The organism is Pseudomonas sp. H3(2019), assembly GCF_007713465.1.
Taxonomy (GTDB): domain Bacteria; phylum Pseudomonadota; class Gammaproteobacteria; order Pseudomonadales; family Pseudomonadaceae; genus Aquipseudomonas.
The window spans coordinates 203,588-227,672 of sequence record NZ_VMSG01000006.1 but is presented as its reverse complement, the minus strand read 5'-3'; the positions used below and the strand labels follow the sequence as shown (position 1 = coordinate 227,672).

Genomic DNA, 24,085 nt, shown 5'->3' with positions numbered 1-24,085 from the left:
CTCATCTAACACCTCGCCCCGAGGCGCTGACCACTGTCAGAAATAACAGGTCGGCAGCAGTTTCCGACCAGCGGTGAGGAGCGCTTGATGGTCAGGTATGAACGGGCAGGCCAAAGCAGCTCCGGGTGATTGCACGCAGAGGCGTGTTCCGGATGTTGTGTAAACGAGCGAGTTAAAATGCAGCTTCGCCACTGCGCAATGATGCAGACGAAGGGAAACGGCAGACCATCAATCTGCCGTGCTGCCCGCAATGAACCGAGAGCTACTTCGTGACACGAAACTCAACCATGCCGCTGGTGTCAGACGTTTCACCGGGAATGATTTGTCTCACCTTAATGTGCTTTATGCCAGAGCCGACATCGAAGCTATAGTCGAAATACCAGGTGCCACTCTTTGGCTGCATCGTGGCGATGCCCAATTGACTATTGTCATGACTCAGCACTTGAATCTCCATCGCCTCCGTCCAACAGGTTCCGCTGATCCGAATCAGCCCTTCTTTGAAGGACTGTCCATCCACCGGACTCTTAATCAGCGGTGCACAGCGCCCCACGGTGACTCGGAACTCACGCTGCGGACTTGGCGCAGAAGGCACTCCCGCCACGAATTGCACGACCTTGAAATGCTTGTCGCCAGCATCCCATTTGCGGCTATAAATCCAGCGCGTGCCTGTGACAGTGGCATTGGCCAACTTGCTATTGTCAAAGTTCCACACTTCAACCCTGGCGCCCTGCAAGCACGTCCCCTCAAGAAACACACGGCCGACGATGTGTTTGCTTAATTCCAACGGAAAAGTAATCGTCGGCGGCACGGGGGCCGACGCGACCGCTCCCTCTCCGATGTCAGTGAGGCTGGTTGCTGGTTTGTTGGACTTGGATTTTTTAGGCACTTGTTCTCTGGAAGTCATGATCTCGATACTCCTGTCACCCGGCACAATTGCCTGCGGCTTCCGGGGAGTTTCTATCGCCGATACACGCATAAAACCACCTGTAAGAACTGACAGTTCAGACGAACGGCTATCAGTACCCAGACCACGCAAGCACCGCTGATAACCCCCATAGCGATTTTTTAGCCAAAACTGGTATTTCTTACAGTAGCCAGCCTCAAGCATCAGGTATCCAATGAGTCGCGGGGCTCACCCATGTCGAGAACCTTCAAGCATTCAGGGATGAGTCACGACCTCAACGTATGGAGATCCGGTTCAATGACAACGTCTACCCAAAGCCCCGCCGCCGCTCTCATGACGGCCCCCGAAAATCTCAGTAACGAAAGTCAAAACGTGCGCTTTCCCTGGACCCACATGAGTCCGGCCGTACTGCACGCTGAACCTTATGCCGGGTTCGTCTACGCCATTAGCGCGAGTACGCGCATCCTCATCGACCATGAGGGCCTGCGTCCTTTGGCGACACGCTTGGCATTCGGCTTCACCGGTGCTGCCGGACTCGCAAAGCCGCCCGCCATTGTGCTCGTGTCAGGGGGTAACCCTCAGCGGGATAAAGGCGATGTCGAGTTGAAACTGTCAGCGCCGGATACCGCTGATGTTCCGATTCCCGTCAAAGGTGCACGCGAGACCTATCGAATCGATATCACCAACGCCCTCCGCGTCACCGCGCAGACCCTGGAGGCCATGGCTCGAGCACTGACGACCCTGCACAAAGCGGCACTGGTTTCTACCATCCTTGAACCAGGGGTGGTGATTGATGCCCCCGCCTATGCCGAGCGATCGGTGCTGATCGATGTGGGGCGCAAGTATTACAGCCCTGAATGGATGAAAAACCTGCTACGTGAGATGGCCTGGAATCAGCTCAACACCCTGCATCTGCACCTCACCGACAATGAGGGGGTTCGGGTCATCTTCCCTTCCGCCCAGTACATCGCCAGCGACGACGCCTGGAGCGCAGCGCAACTCAAGGACATTCTCGACACCGCCGCCGCCTATCACATTGAGGTCATTCCGGAGATTGAAACACCCGGACATATGGACTGGATTTTGCGCAACCGGCCACAGTTTCAACTAAAGCTCAGCACTGGCCAGAGTGTATCGAAAGCACTGGATTTCAGCATCCCGGCCGCTCGAAAGTATCTCAAGATGCTGGTCAGCGACCTACTCGATATGTTTCCGGCGAGCCGACATGTCCACTTGGGCGCCGACGAATACTTTCTCGATCCAATCAGCCAGAGCAACACGCCACAACTGGCTCAGTACGCACGCGATGAGTCCGACTTGCCGAATGCCACTTCCGAGGATGCTGTGAGGTACTTCGTCAATGACCTGGCGACGCTCGTACAGAAGAGAGGCAAGATCGCGCGGGTCTGGAACGATGGCGCCGTTCAACGAAATCCGCTCATCGCTCTGGATAAAAAAACTCAAATTGAGTGTTGGAGTATCTGGGGACGTAGCCACGAGATGAACGTACAAGAGCTGGTCGATGCCGGCTATACCGTGAAAAACGCCAACGGTGACTACTACTTCATCATTCGCAATAACTGGGACAATCTCTTCGACCCCAAACACTCGCCTCACGGTATCTACGATGTCTGGCGAGCCAACCACTTCATGGACAAAGCGGGAGCTGCGATAACGGAGATTCCTGCGGACAGCCCCTATATGGCAGGCGCAGGGATTCAGGTCTGGGCCGATGAGCCGAACTACCGCACACCTGAAGAGGTCTGGGAACACCTGAAACTGTGGATGTTGCCATTGGGACAGCGCACCTGGGATTCGCCGAACGCCGCCCCTGACTATAAATCCCTGTCGCTGATTGCACGTGCCGTCGCTCATCCACCGCCTGTGCCCTGGTAACAGGTCATCAGCATTCGCGCGATGCTGATCCCAGCCTGATGAGCGCAAGCTTGCATCGTCACAAATCCATCATCGCGCCGACACAATGACGACATGGCCTCAGCCGACACTGAGGTCATGACAACAGCTCTGCATATCACTCTGATCACCGAAACCTTCCCTCCGGAAATCAATGGCGTGGCCAATACCCTTGGCCGCTTGTGCGAGGGTCTGCGCGCGCGCGGGCACCTGGTAGAACTGGTGCGACCGCGCCAGGGCTGCGATCAAACCCGCCTCAGCGACAATGAGCTGCTGCTCTGCCGCGGCTGGCCGCTGCCGGGTTATCCGGGACTGCAATGGGGTCAGTCGTCGATGCACAAATTGCTGCGCCGCTGGAAGCGTCATCGCCCGGACGTGCTCTACATCGCCACCGAAGGGCCGCTGGGGTTATCGGCCTTGCGCGCGGCGCGGCGGTTGGGCATTTCGGTGGTAAGCGGTTTTCACACCAACTTCCAGCAGTACTCCAACCAGTACGGTCTCGGACTGTTGACGCGCCTACTGACGCATTACCTGCGCTGGTTCCATAACCGCTCCAAGCTGACCCTCGTGCCCAGCGCCAGCCAGCGAATGGAGTTGGAACGTCGGCATTTCGAGCGCCTGGCGCTGCTGTCCCGTGGCGTCGACAGTCAACTGTTCCACCCGGCCAAACGGCTGGGTTCGCTACGTGAAAGCTGGGGGCTGGATAACGATGACATCGCGCTGATTCATGTCGGCCGGCTCGCTCAGGAAAAAAACCTCGGTCTGCTCAAGCGTAGTTACCAGACCTTGCAGTCAACGTATCCACAACGACGAATAAAGCTGGTTGTGGTCGGTGATGGCCCGCTGCGTGCGCTGCTGGAAAAAGAACTGCCCGGCGCGATCTTCTGTGGTTCACAACGCGGCGAAGCCCTGGCTTGTCACTATGCATCCGGGGATCTGTTTCTGTTTCCGAGCCTGACCGAAACCTTCGGCAATGTGGTACTGGAAGCGTTGGCCTCCGGCTTGGGTGTGGTGGCCTACGATCAGGCCGCTGCGGCTCAACACATACGCCATGGTTACAACGGCGTGTTGGCGATGCCGGGGGACGAAGAGGCGTTTTGCGATGCCGCCCGTTGGCTGCTGGAAGAAGCAGAAACCTTGCGCTGCATACGACTCAACGCGCGTCAGCACGCCAGTCGGCAAGATTGGGGAACAATCATCGAGCAATTTGAAGGGCAATTGCGCCGGGCTTGTGAGGTGCAAACCGGGGCACAGCCTTTGATGGCCATGCACCATTCGATCAAACCAGTGTCATCAACGCCTCACGACTGAACGGCAAGAGGTCCTGCTCGCAACCTTCGCGAACTTTCTGTGCCCAGTCCGGGTCGACCAGCAAGGCGCGACCCACGGCCACCAGATCGAACTCTTCGTTGTTCAAACGTTCCTGCAGGTTCTCCAGACTGGCCGGCTGCGCGACTTTGTCGGTGTTGACCATGAACTGCAGGAACTCACCGTCCAGCCCCACGCTGCCCACGGTGATGGTCGGCTTGCCCGTCAGTTTGCGGGTCCAGCCTGCCAGGTTCAGCTCGGAACCCATGCCGAACAATATGGAGTGCGCAAGGATTTGCGAAACACTATTGATTTGGGTGATTAAGGTTCAAAAGACGGAGGGGGTCTGTAGGAGTACGGCTTGCCGGCGATGGCGTCCTTGAGATCGCTATCGCCGGCAAGCCGTGCTCCTACGGGAGACAGGTCAGCTCAGGGCTTTTTCGATCGCTTGAACAATCGTCGGATCATCCGGCGCAGTACGTGGCGAGAAACGCGCCAGCACGCGACCATCTTTACCGAGGAGGAATTTCTCGAAGTTCCAGGTGATGTCACCCGGGAATTCCGCGCCCTCACCTGCCAACAACCGGTACAGTTGATGGCGATCATGACCGTTGACTTCCAGCTTGCTGGACAGCGGGAAGGTCACGCCATAGTTGAGGCTGCAGAACTCTTTGATCTCGTTTTCAGTGCCCGGTTCTTGCCCGGCGAACTGGTTGCACGGCAAACCCAGCACACTGAAACCTTTGCCCTTGTATTGCTGGTAGAGGTTTTCCAGAGCGGCGTACTGTGGGGTCAATCCACACTTGGAGGCGACGTTGACCACCAGCACGACGTGCCCTTTGAAGGGCGCCAGAGGCAACTCCTGGCCATCCAAAGCTTTCAATGTAAGGTCGTGAAAAGCACTCATGACGGACTCCAAATTTCCCGTGTTCTTCTCGAAACAGCCACTTGGCGATATCGTCAAGGACAGCCGCGGACTAAAAAGGCGCCCTTCGGGCGCCTCTCCAGTTCTCGAAAGCTTAGCGCAGAAAATCAGTGGTGATGGCCACCTTCGCCATGGACGTGACCATGAGCGATTTCTTCCTGGCTGGCATCACGGATGTCGACGATTTTGACCTGGAAGGTCAAACGCTGGCCGGCCAACGGGTGGTTGCCGTCAACGGTCACGTCGTCGCCGTCCAGATCACGGATGGTGACGATTTGCATCTGGCCGTCTGGCGCGGAAGCATGGAACTGCATGCCCACTTCCAGTTCGTCGACGCCTTCGAACATGCTGCGGCTCAGGGTACTGACCAGTTCGGCAGCGTATTCGCCGTAGGCATCTTCAGGTTCTACGGAGACTTTCAGTTCTTCACCGACTGCTTTACCTTCCAGGGCTTTTTCCAGGCCCGGGATGATGTTACCTGCGCCTTGCAGGTAAACCAGCGGTGCGCCGCCGGCAGAGCTGTCGATGACCTCACCAGCGTCGTTGGTCAGGGTATAGTCGATGGAGACAGCCTTATTGGCGGCGATCAGCATGGGGCGAGACCTTTTGCATAAGAATATAGAAAGACCAAGTTTAGCGAAGCAATCGCCCGAAAGCGAACAGAACCCGGACGGACGGGTCGCTTCGACAGGGTCGACGATCCAGGGCTTCCATCTGGACGAGGATGGACACTGGGTTGTCGAGCTTTCCTGCGGCCATACCCAGCATCTGCGCCACCAGCCACCGTGGCAATCACGAGCCTGGGTGCAGAACCCTGCCAAACGCACTGAAAAAATAGGCCAACCCTTTGATTGCGGTTGGTGCGCTCAGGGCTCGGTTAGCGATAACCTTGACGTCTGATTTCGGCAGACAGCCAGATATACGCCGTCGCCATTGCCATGCACCTCCAGAGAATCCGCATGCAAACTTTTTTTATCGCGCCCACCGATTTTGGTGTGGGTCTGACCTCCATCAGCCTCGGGCTGGTGCGCACCCTTGAGCGAGCCGGGCTGAAAGTCGGTTTCTTCAAACCGATTGCCCAGCCGCACCCTGGCGACACCGGCCCTGAACGCTCCACCGAACTGGTGGCCCGCACCCACGGCCTGAAGCCGCCGCAGCCGCTAGGCCTGGCCCACGTCGAGCGGATGCTTGGCGACGGTCAGCTGGATGAGCTGCTGGAAGAAATCATCACCCTGTACCAGCAAGCCGCTATTGGCAAAGACGTGCTGATCGTCGAAGGCATGGTCCCGACCCGCAGCGCCAGCTACGCCGCACGGGTCAATCTGCACCTGGCGAAAAGCCTGGATGCCGAGGTGATTCTGGTCTCGGCACCAGAAAACGAAGTGCTCACCGAACTGTCCGGCCGGGTCGAGTTGCAAGCGCAATTGTTTGGTGGTCCGAAAGACCCGAAAGTGCTCGGCGTGATCCTCAACAAGGTTAAAACCGATGAAAGCATGGAGGCTTTCGCCGCACGCCTGAAGGAACACTCGCCCTTGCTGCGCAGCGGCGACTTCCGGCTGCTCGGCTGCATCCCGTTCCAGCCGGAGCTGAACGCCCCGCGTACCCGTGACGTCGCGGACCTGATGGGCGCTCAGGTGCTCAATGCCGGCGACTATGAAACCCGACGCATGAGCAAGATCATCATTTGCGCCCGCACCATGCGCAACACGGTCGAACTGCTCAAGCCCGGCGTGCTGGTGGTAACCCCCGGCGATCGCGACGACATCATCCTCGCCGTCAGCCTCGCGGCGATCAATGGCGTGCCGCTGGCCGGGCTGCTGCTGACCAGCGGCACCCTGCCCGACCCACGGATCATGGACCTCTGCCGAGGCGCCTTGCAGGCCGGTCTGCCCGTGTTGTCGGTGAGTACTGGCTCCTACGAAACCGCGAACCAGTTGAACGGTTTGAACAAGGAAATCCCGATCGACGACCGCGAGCGTGCAGAGATCATCACCGATTTCGTCGCCAGCCACCTCGACGCCAACTGGCTGCACCAGCGCTGCGGCACGCCGCGTGAAATGCGCCTGTCGCCGGCGGTATTCCGCTATCAACTGATCCAGCGCGCGCAGGCTGCCAACAAACGCATCGTCCTGCCCGAAGGCAGCGAACCGTTGACCGTGCAGGCGGCAGCGATCTGCCAGGCGCGCGGCATTGCTCGTTGCGTGTTGCTGGCCAAACCCGAAGACGTGCAAGCGGTCGCGCGCGCCCAAGGCATCGAGTTGCCTGAAGGGCTGGAAGTTCTCGATCCGGACCTGATCCGTCAGCGCTATGTCGAGCCGATGGTCGCGCTGCGCAAGACCAAAAGCCTCAACGCCCCAATGGCCGAGCAGCAGCTGGAAGACACTGTGGTGATCGGCACCATGATGCTCGCGCTGGATGAAGTCGACGGGCTGGTGTCCGGGGTCATCCACTCCACCGCCAATACCATTCGCCCGGCCTTGCAACTGATCAAGACCGCACCCGGCTGCACGTTGGTGTCGTCGGTGTTTTTCATGCTGTTCCCGGAGGAAGTGCTGGTCTACGGCGACTGCATCATGAACCCGCACCCGAGCGCCAGCGAACTGGCCGAGATTGCCCTGCAAAGCGCCGACTCTGCCGCCGCGTTCGGGATCACGCCACGGGTGGCGATGCTCAGTTACTCCAGCGGCGAATCGGCCAGCGGCGAAGAAGTCGAGAAAGTCCGCGAGGCCACTTTGCTCGCCCACGAAGCGCAGAACGCGCTGCTGATCGACGGGCCGTTGCAGTACGACGCCGCGGCCAACGAAGACGTGGCTCGGCAACTGGCGCCGAACAGTCAGGTAGCCGGTCGGGCCACCGTATTCATTTTCCCCGACCTGAACACTGGCAACACCACTCACAAAGCCGTGCAACGCAGCGCCGACTGCGTCAGTCTCGGACCGATGCTGCAAGGTCTGCGCAAACCGGTAAATGATTTGCCGCGCGGCGCTCAGGTCGACGACATCGTCTACACCATTGCCCTGACTGCGATTCAAGCCGCCAACCGACCTATGGATGTTTAAATGCTGGACTTTCTACCTGCACCCTTGCGGGGCGTGATCGCCTCGCTGTTGTTGGCGCTGAACACTATCGTCTGCTGTACACCGCTGTTCGTCGTGGCGATTTTCAAGTTGTTGCTGCCCTTCCCCATCGCACAGCGCTTCACCGACTGGTTGATGAGCCACATCCATGAAGCCTGGATCTGCAATAACAAAGCCTGGATGGACTTGCTCGGGCACACGCGCTGGACGCTCAGCGGGCTCGAAGGTCTGGACTATCAGCACTCGTACCTGATCACCAGCAACCACCAGAGCTGGGTCGACATCATGGTGTTGCAATACGTGCTGAACCGGAAGATTCGCCCGCTGAAGTTCTTCCTCAAGCAAGAGCTGATCTGGGTTCCGGTGATTGGTCTGGCGTGGTGGGCGCTGGGTTTCCCGTTCATGAAGCGCTACTCCAAGGCCTATCTGGAAAAGCACCCGGAGAAGAAAGGCAAAGACCTGGAAACCACCCGCAAGACCTGCGACAAGTTCCGCAGTAACCCGGTCGGCATCTTCAACTTCGTCGAAGGCACACGCTTCACCGAAGCCAAGCATGCTCAGCAGCAATCACCGTTCCGCTACCTGCTCAAGCCCAAGGCTGGCGGTATCGCGTTTGTGCTGGATGCCATGGGCGAGCAGCTGGAGTCCATCGTCAACGTGACCATTCACTACCCGGCCGGACGCCTCGGTTACTGGGACTTGCTGTGCGGCAAGGTGAAAGACGTGGTGGTGCACTTTCAGGAACTGAAGATCCCGCCGCAGTTCATCGGCAAGAACTACGACCAGGATGGTGTGTACCGCCTGGAGTTCCAGGGCTGGATCAACCAGTTGTGGGAAGACAAGGATGCACTGCTTGAGCAGATGCATCGCGAGTATCCCGCTCGCTAATGATCGTCCCCACGCTCTGCGTGGGGATGTAGCCCGTGACGCTCCGCGTCACACGCTGAAGCGGACGCAGAGCGTCCATTGAGGCATTCCCACGCGGAGCATGGGAACGATCACACCGCACATAAAAAAACCGCAGATGATTACTCATCTGCGGTTTTTTATGACCGTCTAACGCTTAGATCGCGCCACGCTTACGCAGCAGGTCCAGCACTTGCTTGACGCTTTCTTCCAGCGACAGCGTCTGGGTGTCGACCACAAGGTCGGCGTCCAGCGGCACGTCGTACGGGAAGGAATCACCCGGGATGTTGTCGCCACCCGCAGCGTACAGCCCTTGTGGATCACGCGCGGCGCAAACCATCGGCGACGCTTGCACGTAAACGGTCAGCAAACGGTCACCGCCGATCAGCGCCTTGGCCTGTTCACGGCCTTCGGCGTCCGGTGCGACGAACGCCGCCAGGGTCAGCAAACCGGCTTCGTTGAACTGACGTGCGACGTGAGCCGCACGACGCCAGTTCTCGGTACGCCCGGCACGATCCTGCGGCAGACCTTTGTTCAGGTCGTGACGCAGGTTCTGCCCATCGAGCACAAACACTGCACGGCCCATGTCGAACAGCTTGCGTTCAACCGCATAGGCCAAGGTGCTTTTGCCCGCGCCCGAGAGGCCGCTGAACAGCACGGTAGCCGGTTGCTGGCCGAAGCGCTGGGCACGCTCTTCGGTGGCTACATGGGCCAATTTTCCATGGTGCGTGGAGCTGCCGTGAACCAACGGCTGGGCGACGATCATGCCGGCGCCGACGGTGCCGTTGGTCAAGCGGTCAATGATGATGAACGAACCGGTGGTGCGATTGCTTTCATACCCGTCGAGGGCAATCGGCGCGTCGAGGCTGATCTTGACCTTGCCGATCTCGTTCAGCTGCAAGGCGCTGGCCGGGCCTTCTTCCAGGGTGTTCACGTCGACCTTGTTGACGATGCTGGCAATCGAGCCCGGCACGTAACTGGTGGCGCGTTTGATGTCGTATTTCTTGCCCGGCAGCATCGGCTCTTCAGCCATCCACACCAGCATCGCTTCGAAGCTGTCGGTGACCGGCGGCACGTTGTCGGCATGCACCAGCAGGTCGCCGCGGGAGATGTCGATTTCGTCTTCCATGGTCAGCGTTACCGCCTGACCCGGACCTGCATGTTCCAGTTCACCTTCAAAAGTGACGATGGATTTCACGCGGCTGCTCTTGCCCGAAGGCAGCACCACGACTTCGTCACCCTTCTTGACGATGCCGCTGGCCAGGGTGCCGGCGAAACCGCGGAAGTTCAGGTTCGGCCGGTTGACGTACTGCACCGGGAAACGCAGGTCGGTGAAGTTACGGTCACCCGCGACTTCCACGGTTTCAAGGATCTCCATCAGCGACTGGCCGGTGTACCACGGCGAGCGCTCGGACTTGTTCACCACGTTGTCGCCCTTCAGCGCCGACATCGGCACGAAGTGCATGCTGGTGGGCTTCATCTTCAAGCCTTCAGCGAACTTCAGGTAATCGGCCTTGATCGACTCGAACACGCCCTGATCGAAGTCCTTGAGGTCCATCTTGTTGATGGCGACGACGATGTGCTTGATGCCCAGCAACGAGGCAATGAAGCTGTGGCGACGGGTCTGGGTCTGCACGCCGTAACGGGCGTCGACCAGGATGATCGCCAGGTCACAGGTGGATGCACCGGTGGCCATGTTGCGGGTGTACTGCTCATGGCCAGGGGTGTCGGCAATGATGAATTTGCGCTTGGCGGTGGAGAAATAGCGGTACGCGACATCGATGGTGATGCCTTGTTCACGCTCGGCCTGCAGGCCGTCAACCAGCAACGCCAGGTCGATGTCGTCACCGGTGGTGCCGACTTTTTTCGAGTCGCGGGTAATGGCTTCCAGATGGTCTTCGTAGATCATCTTGGAATCGTGCAGCAGGCGCCCGATCAGGGTGCTCTTGCCGTCGTCGACGTTACCGCAGGTCAGAAAGCGCAGCAGCTCTTTACGTTCGTGCTGGCCCAGGTAGGCGAGGATGTCCTCGCTGATCAAATCAGATTGATGCGACATGACAGCCCCTTAGAAATAACCTTGACGTTTTTTGTCTTCCATCGAGCCGGCGCCATCGTGATCGATGACCCGGCCCTGGCGCTCGGAAGTTCGCGTCAGGAGCATTTCCTGAATGATGTCCGTGAGGCTTTCGGCCTCGGACTCCACCGCGCCCGTCAACGGGTAGCAGCCAAGGGTACGGAAACGCACTTTCTTTTTGACGATGCGGGCTTTGTCTTCGTCGCTCAGGTGCTCGAGGATGCGTTCGTCGTCGATCATGATCAGCGTGCCGTTCTTCTCGATGACCTCGCGCTCGGCGGCGAAGTACAGCGGGACGATCGGGATGCCTTCAAGGTAGATGTACTGCCAGATGTCCAGCTCGGTCCAGTTCGACAGCGGGAATACGCGGATCGATTCGCCTTTGTTGACCTTGCCGTTGTAGACGTTCCACAGCTCCGGGCGCTGGTTTTTCGGATCCCAGCGGTGCTTGCTGTCGCGGAACGAGTACACGCGCTCTTTGGCGCGGGATTTCTCTTCATCACGGCGCGCACCACCGAAGGCTGCGTCGAAACCGTACTTGTCCAAAGCCTGTTTCAGGCCTTCGGTCTTCATGATGTCAGTGTGCTTGGCACTGCCGTGGGTGAAGGGGTTGATCCCTTGAGCCACGCCTTCCGGGTTGACGTAGGTAATCAGGTCAAGACCCAGCTCTGCGACCATCTTGTCGCGGAAGCTGTACATCTCCTGAAATTTCCATTGGGTGTCGACGTGCATCACCGGAAACGGCAGCTTGCCAGGGAAGAACGCCTTGCGTGCCAGATGCAGCATCACGGCGGAGTCTTTACCGATGGAGTACAGCATCACCGGGTTGTCGAACTCGGCGGCCACCTCGCGGATGATGTGGATGCTTTCCGCCTCCAGCTGTTTCAGATGCGTCAGTTTGTCGACCATGGCTACTCACGAAAGCTTTCTTATGAACGGCCAGCGGGCCGTGTTCGAGCGGCGAATGCTAGCACAGCGACCTCTTCTAATCAGGACGCCGACTAGATCGAAAGAGCATATGAATATACCTGCTCGTTCGGGCGCCGCAGGCCCGCTCCCATCGTTGATTTTCGGTTATCAAATCGGATTCGGGCAGTCGATGAAGATGTGTTCAAGGGCAAACCGTCGAGCCAGATAATCCCCCAGCGCCTGTACGCCAAAGCGTTCGGTGGCGTGATGACCGGCGGCGATGAAGCTGATGTCGTTTTCCCGGGCGCTATGGAAGGTTTGCTCGGACGCTTCACCGCTCAGGTACAGGTCGACACCCGCCTGCACCGCCTGATCTATATAGCCCTGGCCACCGCCCGTGCACCAGCCGACGCGCCGGACCATTTTGCTGCCCTCGATCAGCAACGGCTCGCGGCCCATGACCTCTTGCACATGACGGGCAAAGTCGCGCGCGGTCATCGGTTCGGCGAGCGAACCGACCAGCCCGACCACTTTGAGGTTTTCCGGGTCCAGCGGGCCTTCGACGGTAATGTCCAGTTGGCGAGCCAGTTGTACGTTGTTGCCCACTTCCGGGTGCAAATCCAGCGGCAAGTGATAGGCCAGCAGGCTGATATCGTGCTTGAGCAGGGTTTTGAGCCTACGCTGCTTCATACCGGTGATGCAGGGGTTTTCGCCTTTCCAGAAGTAGCCGTGGTGTACCAGCACCAGATCGGCCTTGGCTTCGACTGCTGCATCGAGCAACGCCTGGCTGGCCGTGACGCCGCTGATGATACGCATGACCTGCGGCCGACCTTCGACTTGCAGGCCATTGGGGCAATAGTCGGCAATCCGCGAACTGGCAAGGTAACGATCCGCTTCTTCTACCAGGGTGCTCAGGGCGACGGCCATAAAAGACTCCTAAATATCCCGTTCAGAGGCGCGCGCGGCCTCGTATAATGCGCGACATTATGGGCCACAGGCGGCCCTCCGTAACCTCCCAGGATTTGTTCAATGTTCAAGGGTCTGCGTTTTTTTGGCTGGCCGCTGCTGGCCGGCGTGCTTATCGCGTTATTGATCATCCAGCGTTACCCGCAATGGGTCGGACTGCCAAGCCTGGATGTGAACCTGCAACAAGCTCCACAAACCACTCAGACCCAACAGGGACCGGTGTCTTACGCCGACGCCGTGGTCATTGCCGCACCGGCAGTGGTCAACCTCTACACCACCAAAGTGGTCAACAAAACCAGCCATCCGCTGTTTGAAGACCCGCAATTCCGGCGGTTCTTCGGCGACAACGCGCCCAAGCAGAAACGCATGGAGTCGAGCCTCGGTTCCGGGGTGATCATGAGTCCGGAAGGTTATTTGCTGACCAACAACCACGTGACCACCGGCGCCGACCAGATCGTCGTCGCGCTCAAGGATGGTCGTGAAACCCTCGCCCGGGTGATCGGCAGCGACCCGGAAACCGACCTCGCGGTGCTGAAAATCGATTTGAAGAACCTGCCGTCGATCACCGTCGGCCGCTCGGAAAACATCCGCGTCGGCGATGTCGCGCTGGCCATCGGCAACCCGTTTGGCGTCGGCCAGACCGTGACCATGGGCATCATCAGCGCCACCGGGCGCAATCAGTTGGGCCTGAACAACTACGAAGACTTCATCCAGACCGACGCCGCGATCAACCCGGGCAACTCCGGCGGTGCGCTGGTAGACGCCAACGGCAACCTCACCGGGATCAACACCGCGATTTTCTCCAAGTCCGGCGGCTCACAAGGCATTGGTTTCGCGATTCCGATCAAGCTGGCGATGGAAGTCATGAAGTCGATCATCGAACACGGTCAGGTGATTCGCGGCTGGCTGGGGATTGAAGTGCAGCCATTGAGCCAGGAACTGGCGGAATCGTATGGCTTGTCCGGGCGTCCGGGGATTGTCGTCGCGGGGATTTTCCGTGACGGCCCGGCACAAAAAGCCGGCCTGCAATTGGGCGATGTGATCCTCAGCATTGACGGCGAACCAGCCGGCGATGGCCGCCGTTCGATGAACCAGGTGGCGCGGATCAAACCCACCGACAAAGTCACTGTTCAGGTCATGCGTAACGGCAAGGAACTGAAGCTGACCGCGGAAATCGGTCTGCGTCCGCCACCGGCCCCTGTCAAAGAAGAACAGTAAGCGTTGGCTAATGATCGTTCCCACGCTCTGCGTGGGAATGCATCCCGTGACGCTCCGCGTCACATCCCGAGGCGGACGCAGAGCGTCCATGGCGGCATTCCCACGCAGAGCGCGGGAATGATCAGTCTGGGGGGTGTTACAAGTCGCCGAGGCCATCGATCAACGCCTGGTTCTGCTCTGGCGTACCGATGGTGATGCGCAGGAACTGGGCAATCCGTTCCTGCTTGAAGTGCCGGACGATCACGCCTTGCTCGCGCAACTTCGCTGCCAGGCCGGACGCGTCATGCTGCGGGTGACGGGCGAAGATGAAGTTCGCCGCCGACGGCAACACCTCAAAGCCCTTCTCCTGCAATTGCTTGACCACCCACTCGCGACTGTCGATCACCAACTGACAGGTCTTGTCGAAGTGCTCGCGATCGGCAAACGCCGCTGCCGCACCGACAATCGCCAGGCGATCCAGAGGATAGGAGTTGAAGCTGTTCTTGATCCGCTCCAGTGCCTCGATCAGATCCGGATGCCCCACCGCAAGGCCCACGCGCAAACCGGCCAGCGAACGCGACTTGGAGAGGGTCTGAGTCACCAGCAGGTTCGGGTAACGGTCGACCAGGCTGATTGCGGTTTCGCCGCCGAAGTCGATGTAGGCTTCGTCGACCACCACCACCGAATCAGGGCTGGCGTTGAGGATTTGCTCTACGGCGTCCAGCGCCAACAGGCAACCGGTCGGTGCATTCGGGTTGGGGAAAATGATCCCGCCGTTCGGCTTGGCATAGTCCGCAACGCGGATCTGGAACTGCTCGTCCAGCGGCACCGCGTCGAATGGAATGCCATACAAGCCGCAATACACCGGATAAAAGCTGTAGCTGATGTCCGGGAACAGCAGCGGTTTATCGTGTTGCAGCAAACCGTGAAAGATGTGCGCCAGGACTTCATCGGAACCATTGCCGAGGAACACCTGATTGCTCTGTACGCCGTAATACTCAGCCACTGTCTGCTTGAGCAGGTCGCTGTTGGGGTCCGGGTACAGACGCAGGTTGTCGTTCAGTTCGGTCTGCATCGCCGCCAGTGCTTTAGGCGATGGGCCGTAAGGGTTTTCGTTGGTGTTGAGCTTGACCAGCTTCGCCAGTTTCGGCTGCTCGCCCGGTACGTAAGGCACCAGGTTCTTGACGAACGGGCTCCAGAATTTGCTCATGTTCAGTTCCCCTGCTTGTCGTCAACGATGCGGTATTCGGCGCTGCGGGCGTGAGCGGTCAGCGACTCGCCACGGGCCAGCACGGAAGCGGTCTTGCCCAGTTCGGAGGCACCCTGCTCGGAGCAGAAGATGATCGACGAACGTTTCTGGAAGTCATACACACCCAGCGGCGAGGAGAAACGCGCGGTGCCGGAAGTCGGCAGCACGTGGTTGGGACCGGCGCAGTAATCGCCCAAAGCCTCGGACGTGTGGCGGCCCATGAAGATCGCACCGGCGTGGCGGATCTGCGGCAACCAGGCTTGCGGATCGGCCACCGACAGCTCCAGGTGTTCCGGCGCAATGCGGTTGGCCACATCGATGGCTTGCTGCATGTCGCGAACCTGAATCAGCGCACCACGGCCATTGATCGAGGTGTTGATGATTTCGGCGCGCTCCATGGTCGGCAGCAGTTTGGCAATGCTTGCCGCGACCTTGTCGAGGAACCCGGCGTCGGGGCTGACCAGAATCGCCTGGGCGTCTTCGTCGTGCTCGGCCTGGGAGAACAGGTCCATGGCGATCCAGTCAGGATCGGTCTGGCCATCGCACACCACGAGGATTTCCGAAGGGCCGGCAATCATGTCGATACCGACCTGGCCGAACACGTGGCGCTTGGCGGTGGCGACATAGATGTTGCCCGGGCCGACGACCTTGTCGACCTTTGGCACGCTTTCGGTGCCATAGGCCAGCGCGGCAACGGCTTGCGCGCCGCCGATGGTGAACACCCGGTCGACGCCAGCGATGCACGCCGCCGCCAGCACCAGTTCGTTGACTTCACCGCGTGGCGTCGGTACGACCATGACCACTTCGGTCACGCCGGCCACCTTGGCCGGAATCGCATTCATCAACACCGAAGACGGATAAGACGCCTTGCCACCCGGGACATACAGACCAGCGCGATCCAGCGGCGTGACCTTCTGGCCCAGCACCGTGCCGTCGGCTTCGGTGTAGCTCCAGGAGTCCTGCTTCTGTTTTTCGTGGTAGCTGCGCACCCGCGCCGCGGCTTTTTCCAGCGCTTCGCGCTGCGGCACGGTGATCCGGGTCAGTGCCAGTTCCAGGCGCTCGCGCGGCAGGATCAGGTCGGCCATCGACGCCACTTGCAGGCCGTCGAACTTCTGGGTGAATTCAACCAGCGCCGCGTCGCCGCGCTCACGCACAGCCTTGATGATGTCCAGCACCCGCTGATTGACCGAGTCGTCAGACACACTTTCCCAGCTCAGCAGATGATCCAGATGATGCGCGAAATCCGGGTCAGCAGCGTTGAGTCGGCGAATTGCAGTCGGTGCGGTCATAGCGAGAGCCTCATAGGTTGGCAAAAACTCAGGCGCCCGAAGCTACCATTCGATCCGCTTGGGCACCTGAGAATTCTGGCTATGAGGCGGATAGACGGGCGCGACTTAACGTCGCGCAGGTGAATCAGCCGCGGTGTCGAGACTCCACTGCCTTGCGCAGGGTGTCGATCAACGCCTGGATACGGGCGTGCTGCATTTTCATCGAAGCTTTGTTGACGATCAGCCGGGAGCTGATGGCAGCAATGAAATCCTGTGGCTCCAGGCCGTTGGCCCGCAGCGTGTTACCGGTATCGACCACGTCGATGATCTTGTCCGCCAGACCGATCAGCGGTGCCAGCTCCATCGAGCCATAAAGCTTGATGATGTCGACCTGACGACCCTGCTCGGCGTAATAACGCTTGGCAACGTTGACGAACTTGGTGGCGATGCGCAGACGGCCCTTGGGCTCGATTGCGCCGACTTTGCCCGCGGTCATCAGCTTGCACTGGGCAATCTGCAGGTCCAGTGGCTCGTACAGGCCCTGGCCGCCGTATTCCATCAGCACATCTTTACCGGCGACGCCCAGGTCAGCGGCACCATGCTCGACGTAGGTCGGCACATCGGTGGCGCGCACGATCAGCAAGCGCACATCGGCCTGGGTCGTGGGGATGATCAGCTTGCGGCTCTTGTCCGGATTCTCGGTCGGCACGATGCCCGCTTCAGCCAGAAGCGGCAGGGTGTCGTCAAGGATGCGGCCCTTGGACAGTGCGATGGTCAACATGGGAAACGTCAGTCCTTATCAAGGTACTCATGCCCGGTCGCAAATGGCGCCGGACACACATCGAGCCGTAACGGGCTCGATCTCAACAAATCAACGGGCACGTCCCTGCGCCCATGAAGCAGAAACTAGCCCGGTACGCGGCGGATTTTCGCGCCGAGCATCTGCAGTTTCTCTTCGATGCACTCGTAACCACGGTCGATGTGGTAGATGCGATCGATCAGCGTGTCGCCTTCGGCGATCAGCGCCGAAATCACCAGGCTGGCCGAAGCCCGCAGGTCGGTGGCCATGACTGGCGCGCCCTTGAGCTTTTCGATGCCGGTGACGATCGCAGTGTTGCCTTCGACCTGGATGTGAGCGCCCATGCGGTGCAGCTCGTAGACGTGCATGAAGCGGTTTTCGAAGATCGTCTCGATCACAGCGCCCGTGCCTTCGGCAATCGCGTTGAGGGAGATGAACTGTGCTTGCATGTCGGTCGGGAACGCCGGGTACGGAGCGGTACGCACGTTGACGGCTTTTGGCCGCTTGCCATGCATGTTCAGCTCGATCCAGTCGTCACCGGTAGTGATTTCAGCGCCGGCTTCCTTGAGTTTTTCCAGAACGGCTTCAAGGATGGTCGGATCGGTGTCCTTGACCTTTACGCGGCCGCCAGTCACGGCAGCAGCCACCAGGTAAGTACCGGTTTCGATACGGTCCGGCATCACTTTGTAAGTGGTGGTGTGCAGACGTTCGACGCCGTCGATGGTGATGGTGTCGGTGCCGGCACCGGAAACCTTCGCGCCCATGGCGTTCAGGAAGTTCGCCAGGTCGACGACTTCAGGTTCGCGAGCGGCGTTAGCCAGAACGCTGCGGCCCTTGGCCAGGGCGGCCGCCATCATGATGTTCTCGGTACCGGTCACGCTGACGGTATCGAAGAAGAAGTGTGCACCGCGCAGGCCGCCTTCTGGCGCCTTCGCCTTGATGTAACCGCCTTCCACGTCAATGGTTGCACCCATGGCTTCAAGGCCACGGATGTGCAGGTCGACCGGACGCGAGCCGATGGCGCAACCGCCAGGCAGTGCGACTTCAGCCTCACCGAAACGCGCAACCATCGGGCCCAGAACCAGAATCGACGCACGCATGGTTTTAACCAGTTCGTACGGAGCGATCAGGGTCTTGATGGTCCGCGGGTCGATTTCGACGCTGAGTTTTTCGTCGATCACCGGCTCGATGCCCATGCGACCGAACAGTTCGATCATGGTGGTGATGTCATGCAGGTGCGGCAGGTTGGCGACCGTAACCGGGCCATCGCACAGCAGTGTTGCAGCCAGAATCGGCAGGGCAGAGTTCTTTGCCCCGGAAATGCGGATTTCGCCATCAAGACGAACACCGCCGGTAATAATCAGTTTATCCATAAGAATCTCGACGCCCTTGGGCTCAGGTGCGCTCGGCCCAGGCCGCGCTGCTGAAAAATTTCATAGTGACCGCATGGATGCTGCCATCGGTGATCCATGGGTTCAAATGGGCATAGATCTGCTGCTGACGCTTGACCGGGCTCAATGCCGCCAGTTCATCGCTAATCACGTTCAGCTGAAAGTTGCAGCCTTCGCCCTCAACTTCTACCTGTACTGATAAAAGAGTCTCGGACAGCTTTCCTTCAAGAAAGCTCTTCACTTCGTTGGCCTGCATGCTCAACCTCAATCGGCGCCCTGTGCGCGCGGGTCGGACATCATACAAAAAAGCCCCGCGCCTGCGAACCCCGCATAGCAGGACTCTGACGGGGGGCTTCTTTATAGATGATAGTTAGGGGTGTGCCAACAGCTCGGTCAATTCGCTGACCTGAGCGATTTCACGCATGTCGTCAGGCAAGGCACGGATACTCAGCGCCTTGCCCGCCGCTTGCGCGTCACGCATGAAACACAGCAACAACGACAAACCGACGCTGCTGGACTTTTGCACACCCGAGCAATCAACTACCAGGGCTGACGCCGTGCTCGACTTGATCAAGGCCTGGCCCTGCTTGCGCAGGGCCGGCCCGGTACGGTAATCGAGTACGCCGCTGAGCATCAGCTCACCGGCCTCGCCCATGCTGACAGCCGACTCACTCATTGGGCGGGCTTCTTCTGAGTCGTTTCTGCGTCGGTCTTTTCCTTGGCTTTGGCGACTTCACCGGCCCAACCATTGATGGTCGCGTCCAGGTTATTGCCATTGCGCTGCATCGCGTCGCTGAACTGATCACGGAACAGCTTGCCAATGTTGATGCCGTTGATGATCACGTTACGCAGCTTCCACTCGCCATTGATCTTTTCCAGTGTGTAGGACACAGGATAGATCGCGCCATTGCTGCCTTTGACCGTCATGCCAACGCTGGTACGGTCTCCCGATTCATCCTTGGCCGCATCAACGGTAATGCCCTGATTGTTGTACTCAAGCAAAGCATTGCCATAGAACTGGAACAGGCCGCGCTTGAAGTTATCCTCAAAGGTTTTCATTTGCGCAGGTGTGGCATTGCGCGAGTACTTGACCGTCATGATGCTCTTGGAGATGCCCTCGGCATCCACCACGGGCCCGACGATGGTGTTCAAGGCATCGTAGAAACCGTTCGGATCCTGCTTGTACTTCGCTTTATTGGCCGACAGATCGGCGAGCAACCGATTGGTGGTGTCCTGCACGATATCGTGCGCGGACTGCGCAGCCACGGCGTTATCCATGAACGGCAGGACCGCCAGTAATACCAACAGGCCACGTCGCAAGGTTGAGATCATGAAAAAACTCCTTATTTGGCGTCTTTGCTAACGGTATTGAGCAGGAATTTACCGATCAGGTCTTCGAGCACCAGCGACGACTGCGTGTCATGGATGGTCCCGCCATCCTTGAGCAGGGCCTGTTCCCCGCCCACGCTGATACCGATGTATTTCTCACCCAACAGGCCTGCCGTGAGGATAGATGCAGTGGAGTCGGTCGGCAGATTATCTACCCGTTTTTCCAGCTGCATGGTCACTCGTCCGGTGAAGCTGTCGCGATCCAGATCGATTGCCGTGACCTTGCCGATAGTCACACCGGCCATGGTCACTTTTGATCTGACCGTCAAACCGGCGATATTGTCGAAATACGCATAAAGTTTATAGCTGTCGGTGCTCGAAACAGGGGACAGTCCACTGACCCGCAGGGCAAGCAACACTAAAGCCAGGATGCCAGCCAGCAAGAAAAGGCCGACACCGATTTCCAGGGTGCGGTTTTGCATCAGAAATCTCCAAACATCAAGGCAGTCAAAATAAAGTCCAGGCCGAGAATGGCCAATGAGGCATACACCACGGTTTTGGTGGTGGCACGACTGATCCCTTCGGAAGTGGGCTCGCAGTCATAGCCTTGGAATACGGCAATCCAGGTCACGACAAAGGCAAAGACGATGCTTTTAATAATGCCATTGAACACGTCTCCATCGAACGTCACGCTGTTTTGCATGTTCGACCAGTAGGAACCTTCATACACACCCAACCAGTCGACGGCCACCCAGGAGCCACCCCAGATCCCGACCACACTGAAAATCATCGCCAGCACTGGAAGGGAGATGAAGCCCGCCCACAGACGAGGGGCAATAATGTACTTGAGCGGGTCGACGCCAATCATTTCCAGACTGGACAACTGCTCGGTGGACTTCATGTTGCCGATCTCGGCAGTCAATGCAGAACCGGCACGCCCGGCGAACAGCAACGCGGTCACCACCGGCCCGAGTTCACGCAACAGCGTCAGCGCAACCATCTGCCCGACCGCCTGCTCCGAACCGTAACTGGACAAAATGTTGAAGCCTTGCAGCGCCAGCACCATCCCGATGAATATCCCGGAGACCACGATGATCACCAGGGACATCACGCCGACCGAGTGCAACTGTTTGACCAGCAAGCCAAATGCACCACTGACGCCACCACGCCCCAGCAGGGCGTGAAACAGGAACAGTGATGAACGGCCGAGCACCGCGACGCTGTCGATGCCGGCCTGGCCGAATCGACGAACTCTCTCTATTAGTGAAGTCTTGCGCATCAGCGCTTCCCCAGAAGATCTGCGCGGTAATCCGTCGCTGGAAAGTGGAACGGTACCGGCCCGTCTGGATCACCCTTCATGAATTGGTGAATCCGCGGATTATCGGAATTCATCAGTTCATCGGGAGTCCCCTGCCCCAACACCTGCCCATCGCCTACGACGTACAGGTAGTCGGCAATACTCGCAGTTTCGGCCAGATCATGGGAGACCACGATACTGGTGATGCCCAAGGCGTCGTTGAGCAGGCGGATCAGGCGCACCAGAACGCCCATAGCGATTGGGTCCTGCCCCACAAAAGGCTCGTCGTACATCAGAATCTGCGGATCGAGCGCAATCGCCCGTGCCAGCGCAACACGGCGCTTCATGCCGCCGGACAACTCATCGGGCATCAGGTCGATGGCACCGCGCAACCCTACCGCCTGCAATTTGAGCAAGACGATGTCACGGATCATTTCATCCGGAAGCTGGGTATGAACACGCAGCGGAAAGGCGATGTTTTCGAAAACATCGAGGTCCGTAAACAGCGCACCGCTCTGAAACAGCACGCCCATATGCTTGCGCGCATCGAACAGGTCGCTACGAGACAGCGTGGGCAAATTTTGCCCGTTGACCCACACTTCGCCACCTGAAGGGCGTAACTGCGCGCCCATCAAGCGTAGCAGCGTGGTTTTTCCGCAACCGGAAGGTCCCATGATGCCGGTAACCTTGCCGCGCGGAATGCGAATATCGACATTATTGAAAATGCTGCGCGCGCCGCGCTTGAAGGACACTCCCTTCAGCTCGACCGCGTAGGCGTTATCGGCACTCATCTAAACTCCTTGCGATGCAAGCCTCTCACTCGGACGCCGTGCTCCCTGCCGAGAGCACACAACATCCTGGGCAGGCCGAACTGGCGACGAACTATATCACTGCTAATGCAAAGCGCCCAAGGCCGAAGCCTGCGGCGTTCAGCATCAAGACAGGCAAAAAAAACCAAGTTTCAGCATTTGCGGGAGTCGCCTGAATAAAGCACGACGAACTAACGTGAGGGATTTGCTCATTACCGCTATAATCGCCGCCTTTTCATCAGGCTATACGATTTCTGACATGAGCCAATCCAGCGACCTGATTCAATCAGCACAACGCACCATCCGCCTCGAGCTTGAAGCCGTGGAAGGCTTGCTAGCCCACATCGACGCAGATTTCGTACGCGCTTGCGAGATGATTCTGGCCAGCAAAGGCCGCGTAGTCGTGGTCGGCATGGGCAAATCCGGGCACATCGGCAACAAGATTGCCGCCACCCTCGCCAGCACCGGTACCACGGCTTTTTTCGTACATCCGGCCGAAGCCAGTCACGGCGACATGGGCATGATCACTCGCGATGACATCATCCTCGCGCTGTCGAACTCCGGCTCCACCAACGAAATCGTCACGCTGCTGCCACTGATCAAGCGTCTGGGCATCAAGCTGATCAGCCTGACCGGCAATCCTGATTCGCCGCTGGCCAAGGCCGCCGAAGTGAACCTCAATGTTCATGTCGAGCACGAAGCCTGCCCGCTGAACCTGGCACCGACCTCCTCCACCACGGCGGCGCTGGTAATGGGTGATGCACTGGCCGTCGCCTTGCTGGAAGCCCGCGGCTTCACTGCCGAAGATTTCGCGTTTTCACACCCCGGCGGCGCTCTGGGTCGCCGGTTATTGCTAAAGGTCGAAAACGTCATGCACGCGGGCCAGGAATTGCCGCAAGTCATGCGCGGCACGCCGCTCAAAGACGCGCTGATAGAAATGACCCGCAAGGGTCTGGGCATGACCGTGGTACTGGAAGCTGACGGTAAACTCGCCGGCATTTTCACGGACGGCGACCTGCGCCGCACACTGGACCGGACCATCGACATCCATCAAGCCACCATCGACGACGTCATGACCCCTCATGGCAAGACTGCACGCGCCGAAATGCTCGCTGCCGAAGCCCTGAAAATCATGGAAGACCACAAAATCAACGCACTGGTGGTGGTCGACAGCGAGGACCGTCCGGTGGGCGCCTTGAACATGCACGATTTGCTGCGTGCAGGAGTAATGTAATGAGTGCGGACCTGCTGCAGCGCGGCAAAAACATCAAGCTTGCGGTTTTCGACGTCGATGGCGTGCTGACCGACGGTCGCCTGTACTTTCTCGAAGACGGCAGCGAATTCAAGACCTTCAACACCCTCGACGGCCAGGGCATCAAGATGCTGATGGCCTCCGGCGTGACGACTGCCATCATCAGCGGACGCAAGACCCCGGTGGTCGAGCGACGCGCCAAAAACCTCGGCATTCCTCACCTGTATCAGGGTCGCGAGGACAAACTGGTGGTGCTCGACGAGCTTCTGGCACAACTGGGCCTAAGCTATGAACAGGTTGCCTACCTGGGTGACGACCTGCCGGATCTGCCGGTGATTCGCCGCGTTGGCCTGGGCATGGCAGTGGCCAATGCCGCCAGCTTCGTCCGCGAACACGCTCACGGCATCACTCAGGCCCGTGGCGGCGAAGGTGCCGCTCGCGAGTTCTGTGAACTGATCCTGCGCGCCCAGGGCAACCTTGAAGCGGCTAATGCCGCGTACCTGTGAGCCAC

24 protein-coding genes and 1 pseudogene are annotated in these 24,085 nt (G+C 59.0%); 8 read left to right on the top strand and 17 right to left on the bottom strand.

Annotation, left to right across the window (positions count from 1 at the left end; translation table 11 throughout):
• Positions 1–262: 262 nt before the first annotated feature.
• Entirely contained in the window at positions 263–1,108 is an 846-nt protein-coding gene (locus FPT12_RS09045; protein WP_145015850.1) for a hypothetical protein, read from the bottom strand.
• A gap of 93 nt (positions 1,109–1,201) precedes the next feature.
• Here FPT12_RS09045 and FPT12_RS09040 point away from each other — a divergent pair, with 93 nt between their 5' ends.
• The gene (locus FPT12_RS09040) at positions 1,202–2,800 is read left to right on the top strand and encodes a family 20 glycosylhydrolase (protein WP_145015848.1); all 1,599 of its coding nucleotides are present in this window, start codon (positions 1,202–1,204) and stop codon (positions 2,798–2,800) included.
• 93 nt (positions 2,801–2,893) lie between these two features.
• Positions 2,894–4,129 (top strand): glycosyltransferase family 4 protein, encoded by a 1,236-nt coding sequence (locus FPT12_RS09035; RefSeq protein WP_371922529.1) that lies wholly within the window; start codon positions 2,894–2,896, stop codon positions 4,127–4,129.
• Here the strand turns inward: FPT12_RS09035 and FPT12_RS09030 are convergent.
• The 3 genes and pseudogenes from FPT12_RS09030 to FPT12_RS09020 all read right to left on the bottom strand — a co-directional run.
• A pseudogene (locus FPT12_RS09030) lies at positions 4,098–4,391 on the bottom strand (12-oxophytodienoate reductase); the annotation flags it as partial. The gene FPT12_RS09035 and the pseudogene FPT12_RS09030 sit on opposite strands and share 32 nt — an antisense overlap.
• Before the next feature lie 159 nt (positions 4,392–4,550).
• Positions 4,551–5,033 carry a glutathione peroxidase gene (locus tag FPT12_RS09025; protein ID WP_145015844.1) on the bottom strand — a complete coding sequence of 161 codons (483 nt, stop codon included), beginning with the start codon at positions 5,031–5,033 and terminating at the stop codon, positions 4,551–4,553.
• 125 nt (positions 5,034–5,158) lie between these two features.
• Positions 5,159–5,644 (bottom strand): peptidylprolyl isomerase, encoded by a 486-nt coding sequence (locus tag FPT12_RS09020; protein ID WP_123424295.1) that lies wholly within the window; start codon positions 5,642–5,644, stop codon positions 5,159–5,161.
• Here FPT12_RS09020 and FPT12_RS09015 point away from each other — a divergent pair.
• From FPT12_RS09015 to FPT12_RS09005, 3 genes are read left to right on the top strand one after another with little or no spacing between them, the layout of a single operon-like run.
• Positions 5,613–5,951, top strand: a complete 339-nt coding sequence (locus FPT12_RS09015) for a DUF3565 domain-containing protein (protein WP_145015842.1) — start codon at positions 5,613–5,615, stop codon at positions 5,949–5,951. The genes FPT12_RS09020 and FPT12_RS09015 overlap by 32 nt on opposite strands.
• Positions 5,952–6,010: 59 nt before the next feature.
• Positions 6,011–8,110 carry a phosphate acetyltransferase gene (pta, locus tag FPT12_RS09010; RefSeq protein WP_145015840.1) on the top strand — a complete coding sequence of 700 codons (2,100 nt, stop codon included), beginning with the start codon at positions 6,011–6,013 and terminating at the stop codon, positions 8,108–8,110.
• Positions 8,111–9,016 (top strand): acyltransferase, encoded by a 906-nt coding sequence (locus FPT12_RS09005; RefSeq protein WP_145015838.1) that lies wholly within the window; start codon positions 8,111–8,113, stop codon positions 9,014–9,016.
• 175 nt (positions 9,017–9,191) lie between these two features.
• Here the strand turns inward: FPT12_RS09005 and cysN are convergent, their stop codons facing one another.
• The 3 genes from cysN to FPT12_RS08985 form a co-directional block, all read right to left on the bottom strand.
• Positions 9,192–11,090 carry a sulfate adenylyltransferase subunit CysN gene (gene cysN / locus FPT12_RS09000; protein ID WP_145015836.1) on the bottom strand — a complete coding sequence of 633 codons (1,899 nt, stop codon included), beginning with the start codon at positions 11,088–11,090 and terminating at the stop codon, positions 9,192–9,194.
• A gap of 9 nt (positions 11,091–11,099) precedes the next feature.
• A complete protein-coding gene (gene cysD / locus FPT12_RS08995; RefSeq protein WP_019691910.1) occupies positions 11,100–12,017 on the bottom strand; it encodes a sulfate adenylyltransferase subunit CysD in 918 nt (305 codons plus the stop codon).
• 168 nt (positions 12,018–12,185) lie between these two features.
• Positions 12,186–12,944: a Nif3-like dinuclear metal center hexameric protein gene (locus tag FPT12_RS08985; RefSeq protein ID WP_145015831.1), complete on the bottom strand. Its 759-nt coding sequence runs from the start codon at positions 12,942–12,944 to the stop codon at positions 12,186–12,188.
• 102 nt (positions 12,945–13,046) lie between these two features.
• Here FPT12_RS08985 and algW point away from each other — a divergent pair, with 102 nt between their 5' ends.
• Entirely contained in the window at positions 13,047–14,201 is a 1,155-nt protein-coding gene (gene algW / locus FPT12_RS08980) for a Do family serine endopeptidase AlgW (protein WP_145015829.1), read from the top strand.
• Positions 14,202–14,337: 136 nt separating this feature from the next.
• Here algW and hisC read toward each other — a convergent pair whose 3' ends face one another.
• The 10 genes from hisC to FPT12_RS08930 all read right to left on the bottom strand — a co-directional run bounded on the left by hisC (position 14,338) and on the right by FPT12_RS08930 (position 22,304).
• The gene (gene hisC / locus FPT12_RS08975) at positions 14,338–15,390 is read right to left on the bottom strand and encodes a histidinol-phosphate transaminase (RefSeq protein ID WP_145015827.1); all 1,053 of its coding nucleotides are present in this window, start codon (positions 15,388–15,390) and stop codon (positions 14,338–14,340) included.
• Between the two features lie 2 nt (positions 15,391–15,392).
• The gene (gene hisD, locus FPT12_RS08970; protein ID WP_145015825.1) at positions 15,393–16,718 is read right to left on the bottom strand and encodes a histidinol dehydrogenase; all 1,326 of its coding nucleotides are present in this window, start codon (positions 16,716–16,718) and stop codon (positions 15,393–15,395) included.
• A 124-nt stretch (positions 16,719–16,842) separates the two neighbouring features.
• Positions 16,843–17,478, bottom strand: coding sequence for an ATP phosphoribosyltransferase (gene hisG, locus FPT12_RS08965; RefSeq protein ID WP_095144983.1), 636 nt, complete (start codon positions 17,476–17,478; stop codon positions 16,843–16,845).
• Between the two features lie 125 nt (positions 17,479–17,603).
• Positions 17,604–18,869: a UDP-N-acetylglucosamine 1-carboxyvinyltransferase gene (gene murA / locus FPT12_RS08960; RefSeq protein ID WP_145015823.1), complete on the bottom strand. Its 1,266-nt coding sequence runs from the start codon at positions 18,867–18,869 to the stop codon at positions 17,604–17,606.
• Between the two features lie 22 nt (positions 18,870–18,891).
• Positions 18,892–19,143 (bottom strand): BolA family protein, encoded by a 252-nt coding sequence (locus FPT12_RS08955; RefSeq protein ID WP_019691904.1) that lies wholly within the window; start codon positions 19,141–19,143, stop codon positions 18,892–18,894.
• A 114-nt stretch (positions 19,144–19,257) separates the two neighbouring features.
• Positions 19,258–19,563 carry a lipid asymmetry maintenance protein MlaB gene (locus tag FPT12_RS08950; protein WP_054593985.1) on the bottom strand — a complete coding sequence of 102 codons (306 nt, stop codon included), beginning with the start codon at positions 19,561–19,563 and terminating at the stop codon, positions 19,258–19,260.
• A complete protein-coding gene (locus FPT12_RS08945) occupies positions 19,560–20,219 on the bottom strand; it encodes a phospholipid-binding protein MlaC (RefSeq protein WP_145015821.1) in 660 nt (219 codons plus the stop codon). Before FPT12_RS08945 ends, FPT12_RS08950 begins: the two co-directional genes overlap by 4 nt.
• Positions 20,220–20,230: 11 nt before the next feature.
• Positions 20,231–20,698, bottom strand: a complete 468-nt coding sequence (gene mlaD / locus FPT12_RS08940) for an outer membrane lipid asymmetry maintenance protein MlaD (protein WP_054593987.1) — start codon at positions 20,696–20,698, stop codon at positions 20,231–20,233.
• A complete protein-coding gene (gene mlaE / locus FPT12_RS08935) occupies positions 20,698–21,495 on the bottom strand; it encodes a lipid asymmetry maintenance ABC transporter permease subunit MlaE (RefSeq protein WP_145015819.1) in 798 nt (265 codons plus the stop codon). Before mlaE ends, mlaD begins: the two co-directional genes overlap by 1 nt.
• Complete coding sequence (locus FPT12_RS08930; RefSeq protein WP_145015817.1) at positions 21,495–22,304, bottom strand: ATP-binding cassette domain-containing protein; 810 nt, start codon at positions 22,302–22,304, stop codon at positions 21,495–21,497. The genes mlaE and FPT12_RS08930 overlap by 1 nt, the downstream gene beginning before the upstream one ends.
• Before the next feature lie 277 nt (positions 22,305–22,581).
• Between FPT12_RS08930 and FPT12_RS08925 the strand changes: the two genes are divergently transcribed.
• On the top strand, positions 22,582–23,556 hold the full coding sequence (locus tag FPT12_RS08925) for a KpsF/GutQ family sugar-phosphate isomerase (protein WP_145015815.1): 975 nt from the start codon (positions 22,582–22,584) through the stop codon (positions 23,554–23,556).
• The gene (locus FPT12_RS08920; protein ID WP_145015813.1) at positions 23,556–24,080 is read left to right on the top strand and encodes an HAD family hydrolase; all 525 of its coding nucleotides are present in this window, start codon (positions 23,556–23,558) and stop codon (positions 24,078–24,080) included. The genes FPT12_RS08925 and FPT12_RS08920 overlap by 1 nt, the downstream gene beginning before the upstream one ends.
• Positions 24,081–24,085: the final 5 nt, after the last annotated feature.

Coding starts and splice junctions, on each gene's coding strand:
- FPT12_RS09005 (WP_145015838.1), top strand. CDS start 8,111: ATGCTGGACTTTCTACCTGCACCCTTGCGGGGCGTGATCGCCTCGCTG.
- hisG (WP_095144983.1), bottom strand. CDS start 17,478: ATGTTGACCATCGCACTGTCCAAGGGCCGCATCCTTGACGACACCCTG.
- FPT12_RS08920 (WP_145015813.1), top strand. CDS start 23,556: ATGAGTGCGGACCTGCTGCAGCGCGGCAAAAACATCAAGCTTGCGGTT.
- FPT12_RS08950 (WP_054593985.1), bottom strand. CDS start 19,563: ATGAGTGAGTCGGCTGTCAGCATGGGCGAGGCCGGTGAGCTGATGCTC.
- FPT12_RS09025 (WP_145015844.1), bottom strand. CDS start 5,033: ATGAGTGCTTTTCACGACCTTACATTGAAAGCTTTGGATGGCCAGGAG.
- FPT12_RS09020 (WP_123424295.1), bottom strand. CDS start 5,644: ATGCTGATCGCCGCCAATAAGGCTGTCTCCATCGACTATACCCTGACC.
- mlaE (WP_145015819.1), bottom strand. CDS start 21,495: ATGCGCAAGACTTCACTAATAGAGAGAGTTCGTCGATTCGGCCAGGCC.
- algW (WP_145015829.1), top strand. CDS start 13,047: ATGTTCAAGGGTCTGCGTTTTTTTGGCTGGCCGCTGCTGGCCGGCGTG.
- FPT12_RS09015 (WP_145015842.1), top strand. CDS start 5,613: ATGGAGACAGCCTTATTGGCGGCGATCAGCATGGGGCGAGACCTTTTG.
- pta (WP_145015840.1), top strand. CDS start 6,011: ATGCAAACTTTTTTTATCGCGCCCACCGATTTTGGTGTGGGTCTGACC.
- cysN (WP_145015836.1), bottom strand. CDS start 11,090: ATGTCGCATCAATCTGATTTGATCAGCGAGGACATCCTCGCCTACCTG.
- hisD (WP_145015825.1), bottom strand. CDS start 16,718: ATGACCGCACCGACTGCAATTCGCCGACTCAACGCTGCTGACCCGGAT.
- FPT12_RS09035 (WP_371922529.1), top strand. CDS start 2,894: ATGGCCTCAGCCGACACTGAGGTCATGACAACAGCTCTGCATATCACT.
- hisC (WP_145015827.1), bottom strand. CDS start 15,390: ATGAGCAAATTCTGGAGCCCGTTCGTCAAGAACCTGGTGCCTTACGTA.
- mlaD (WP_054593987.1), bottom strand. CDS start 20,698: ATGCAAAACCGCACCCTGGAAATCGGTGTCGGCCTTTTCTTGCTGGCT.
- murA (WP_145015823.1), bottom strand. CDS start 18,869: ATGGATAAACTGATTATTACCGGCGGTGTTCGTCTTGATGGCGAAATC.
- FPT12_RS08930 (WP_145015817.1), bottom strand. CDS start 22,304: ATGAGTGCCGATAACGCCTACGCGGTCGAGCTGAAGGGAGTGTCCTTC.
- cysD (WP_019691910.1), bottom strand. CDS start 12,017: ATGGTCGACAAACTGACGCATCTGAAACAGCTGGAGGCGGAAAGCATC.
- FPT12_RS09040 (WP_145015848.1), top strand. CDS start 1,202: ATGACAACGTCTACCCAAAGCCCCGCCGCCGCTCTCATGACGGCCCCC.
- FPT12_RS08955 (WP_019691904.1), bottom strand. CDS start 19,143: ATGCAGGCCAACGAAGTGAAGAGCTTTCTTGAAGGAAAGCTGTCCGAG.
- FPT12_RS09045 (WP_145015850.1), bottom strand. CDS start 1,108: ATGCTTGAGGCTGGCTACTGTAAGAAATACCAGTTTTGGCTAAAAAAT.
- FPT12_RS08945 (WP_145015821.1), bottom strand. CDS start 20,219: ATGATCTCAACCTTGCGACGTGGCCTGTTGGTATTACTGGCGGTCCTG.
- FPT12_RS08985 (WP_145015831.1), bottom strand. CDS start 12,944: ATGGCCGTCGCCCTGAGCACCCTGGTAGAAGAAGCGGATCGTTACCTT.
- FPT12_RS08925 (WP_145015815.1), top strand. CDS start 22,582: ATGAGCCAATCCAGCGACCTGATTCAATCAGCACAACGCACCATCCGC.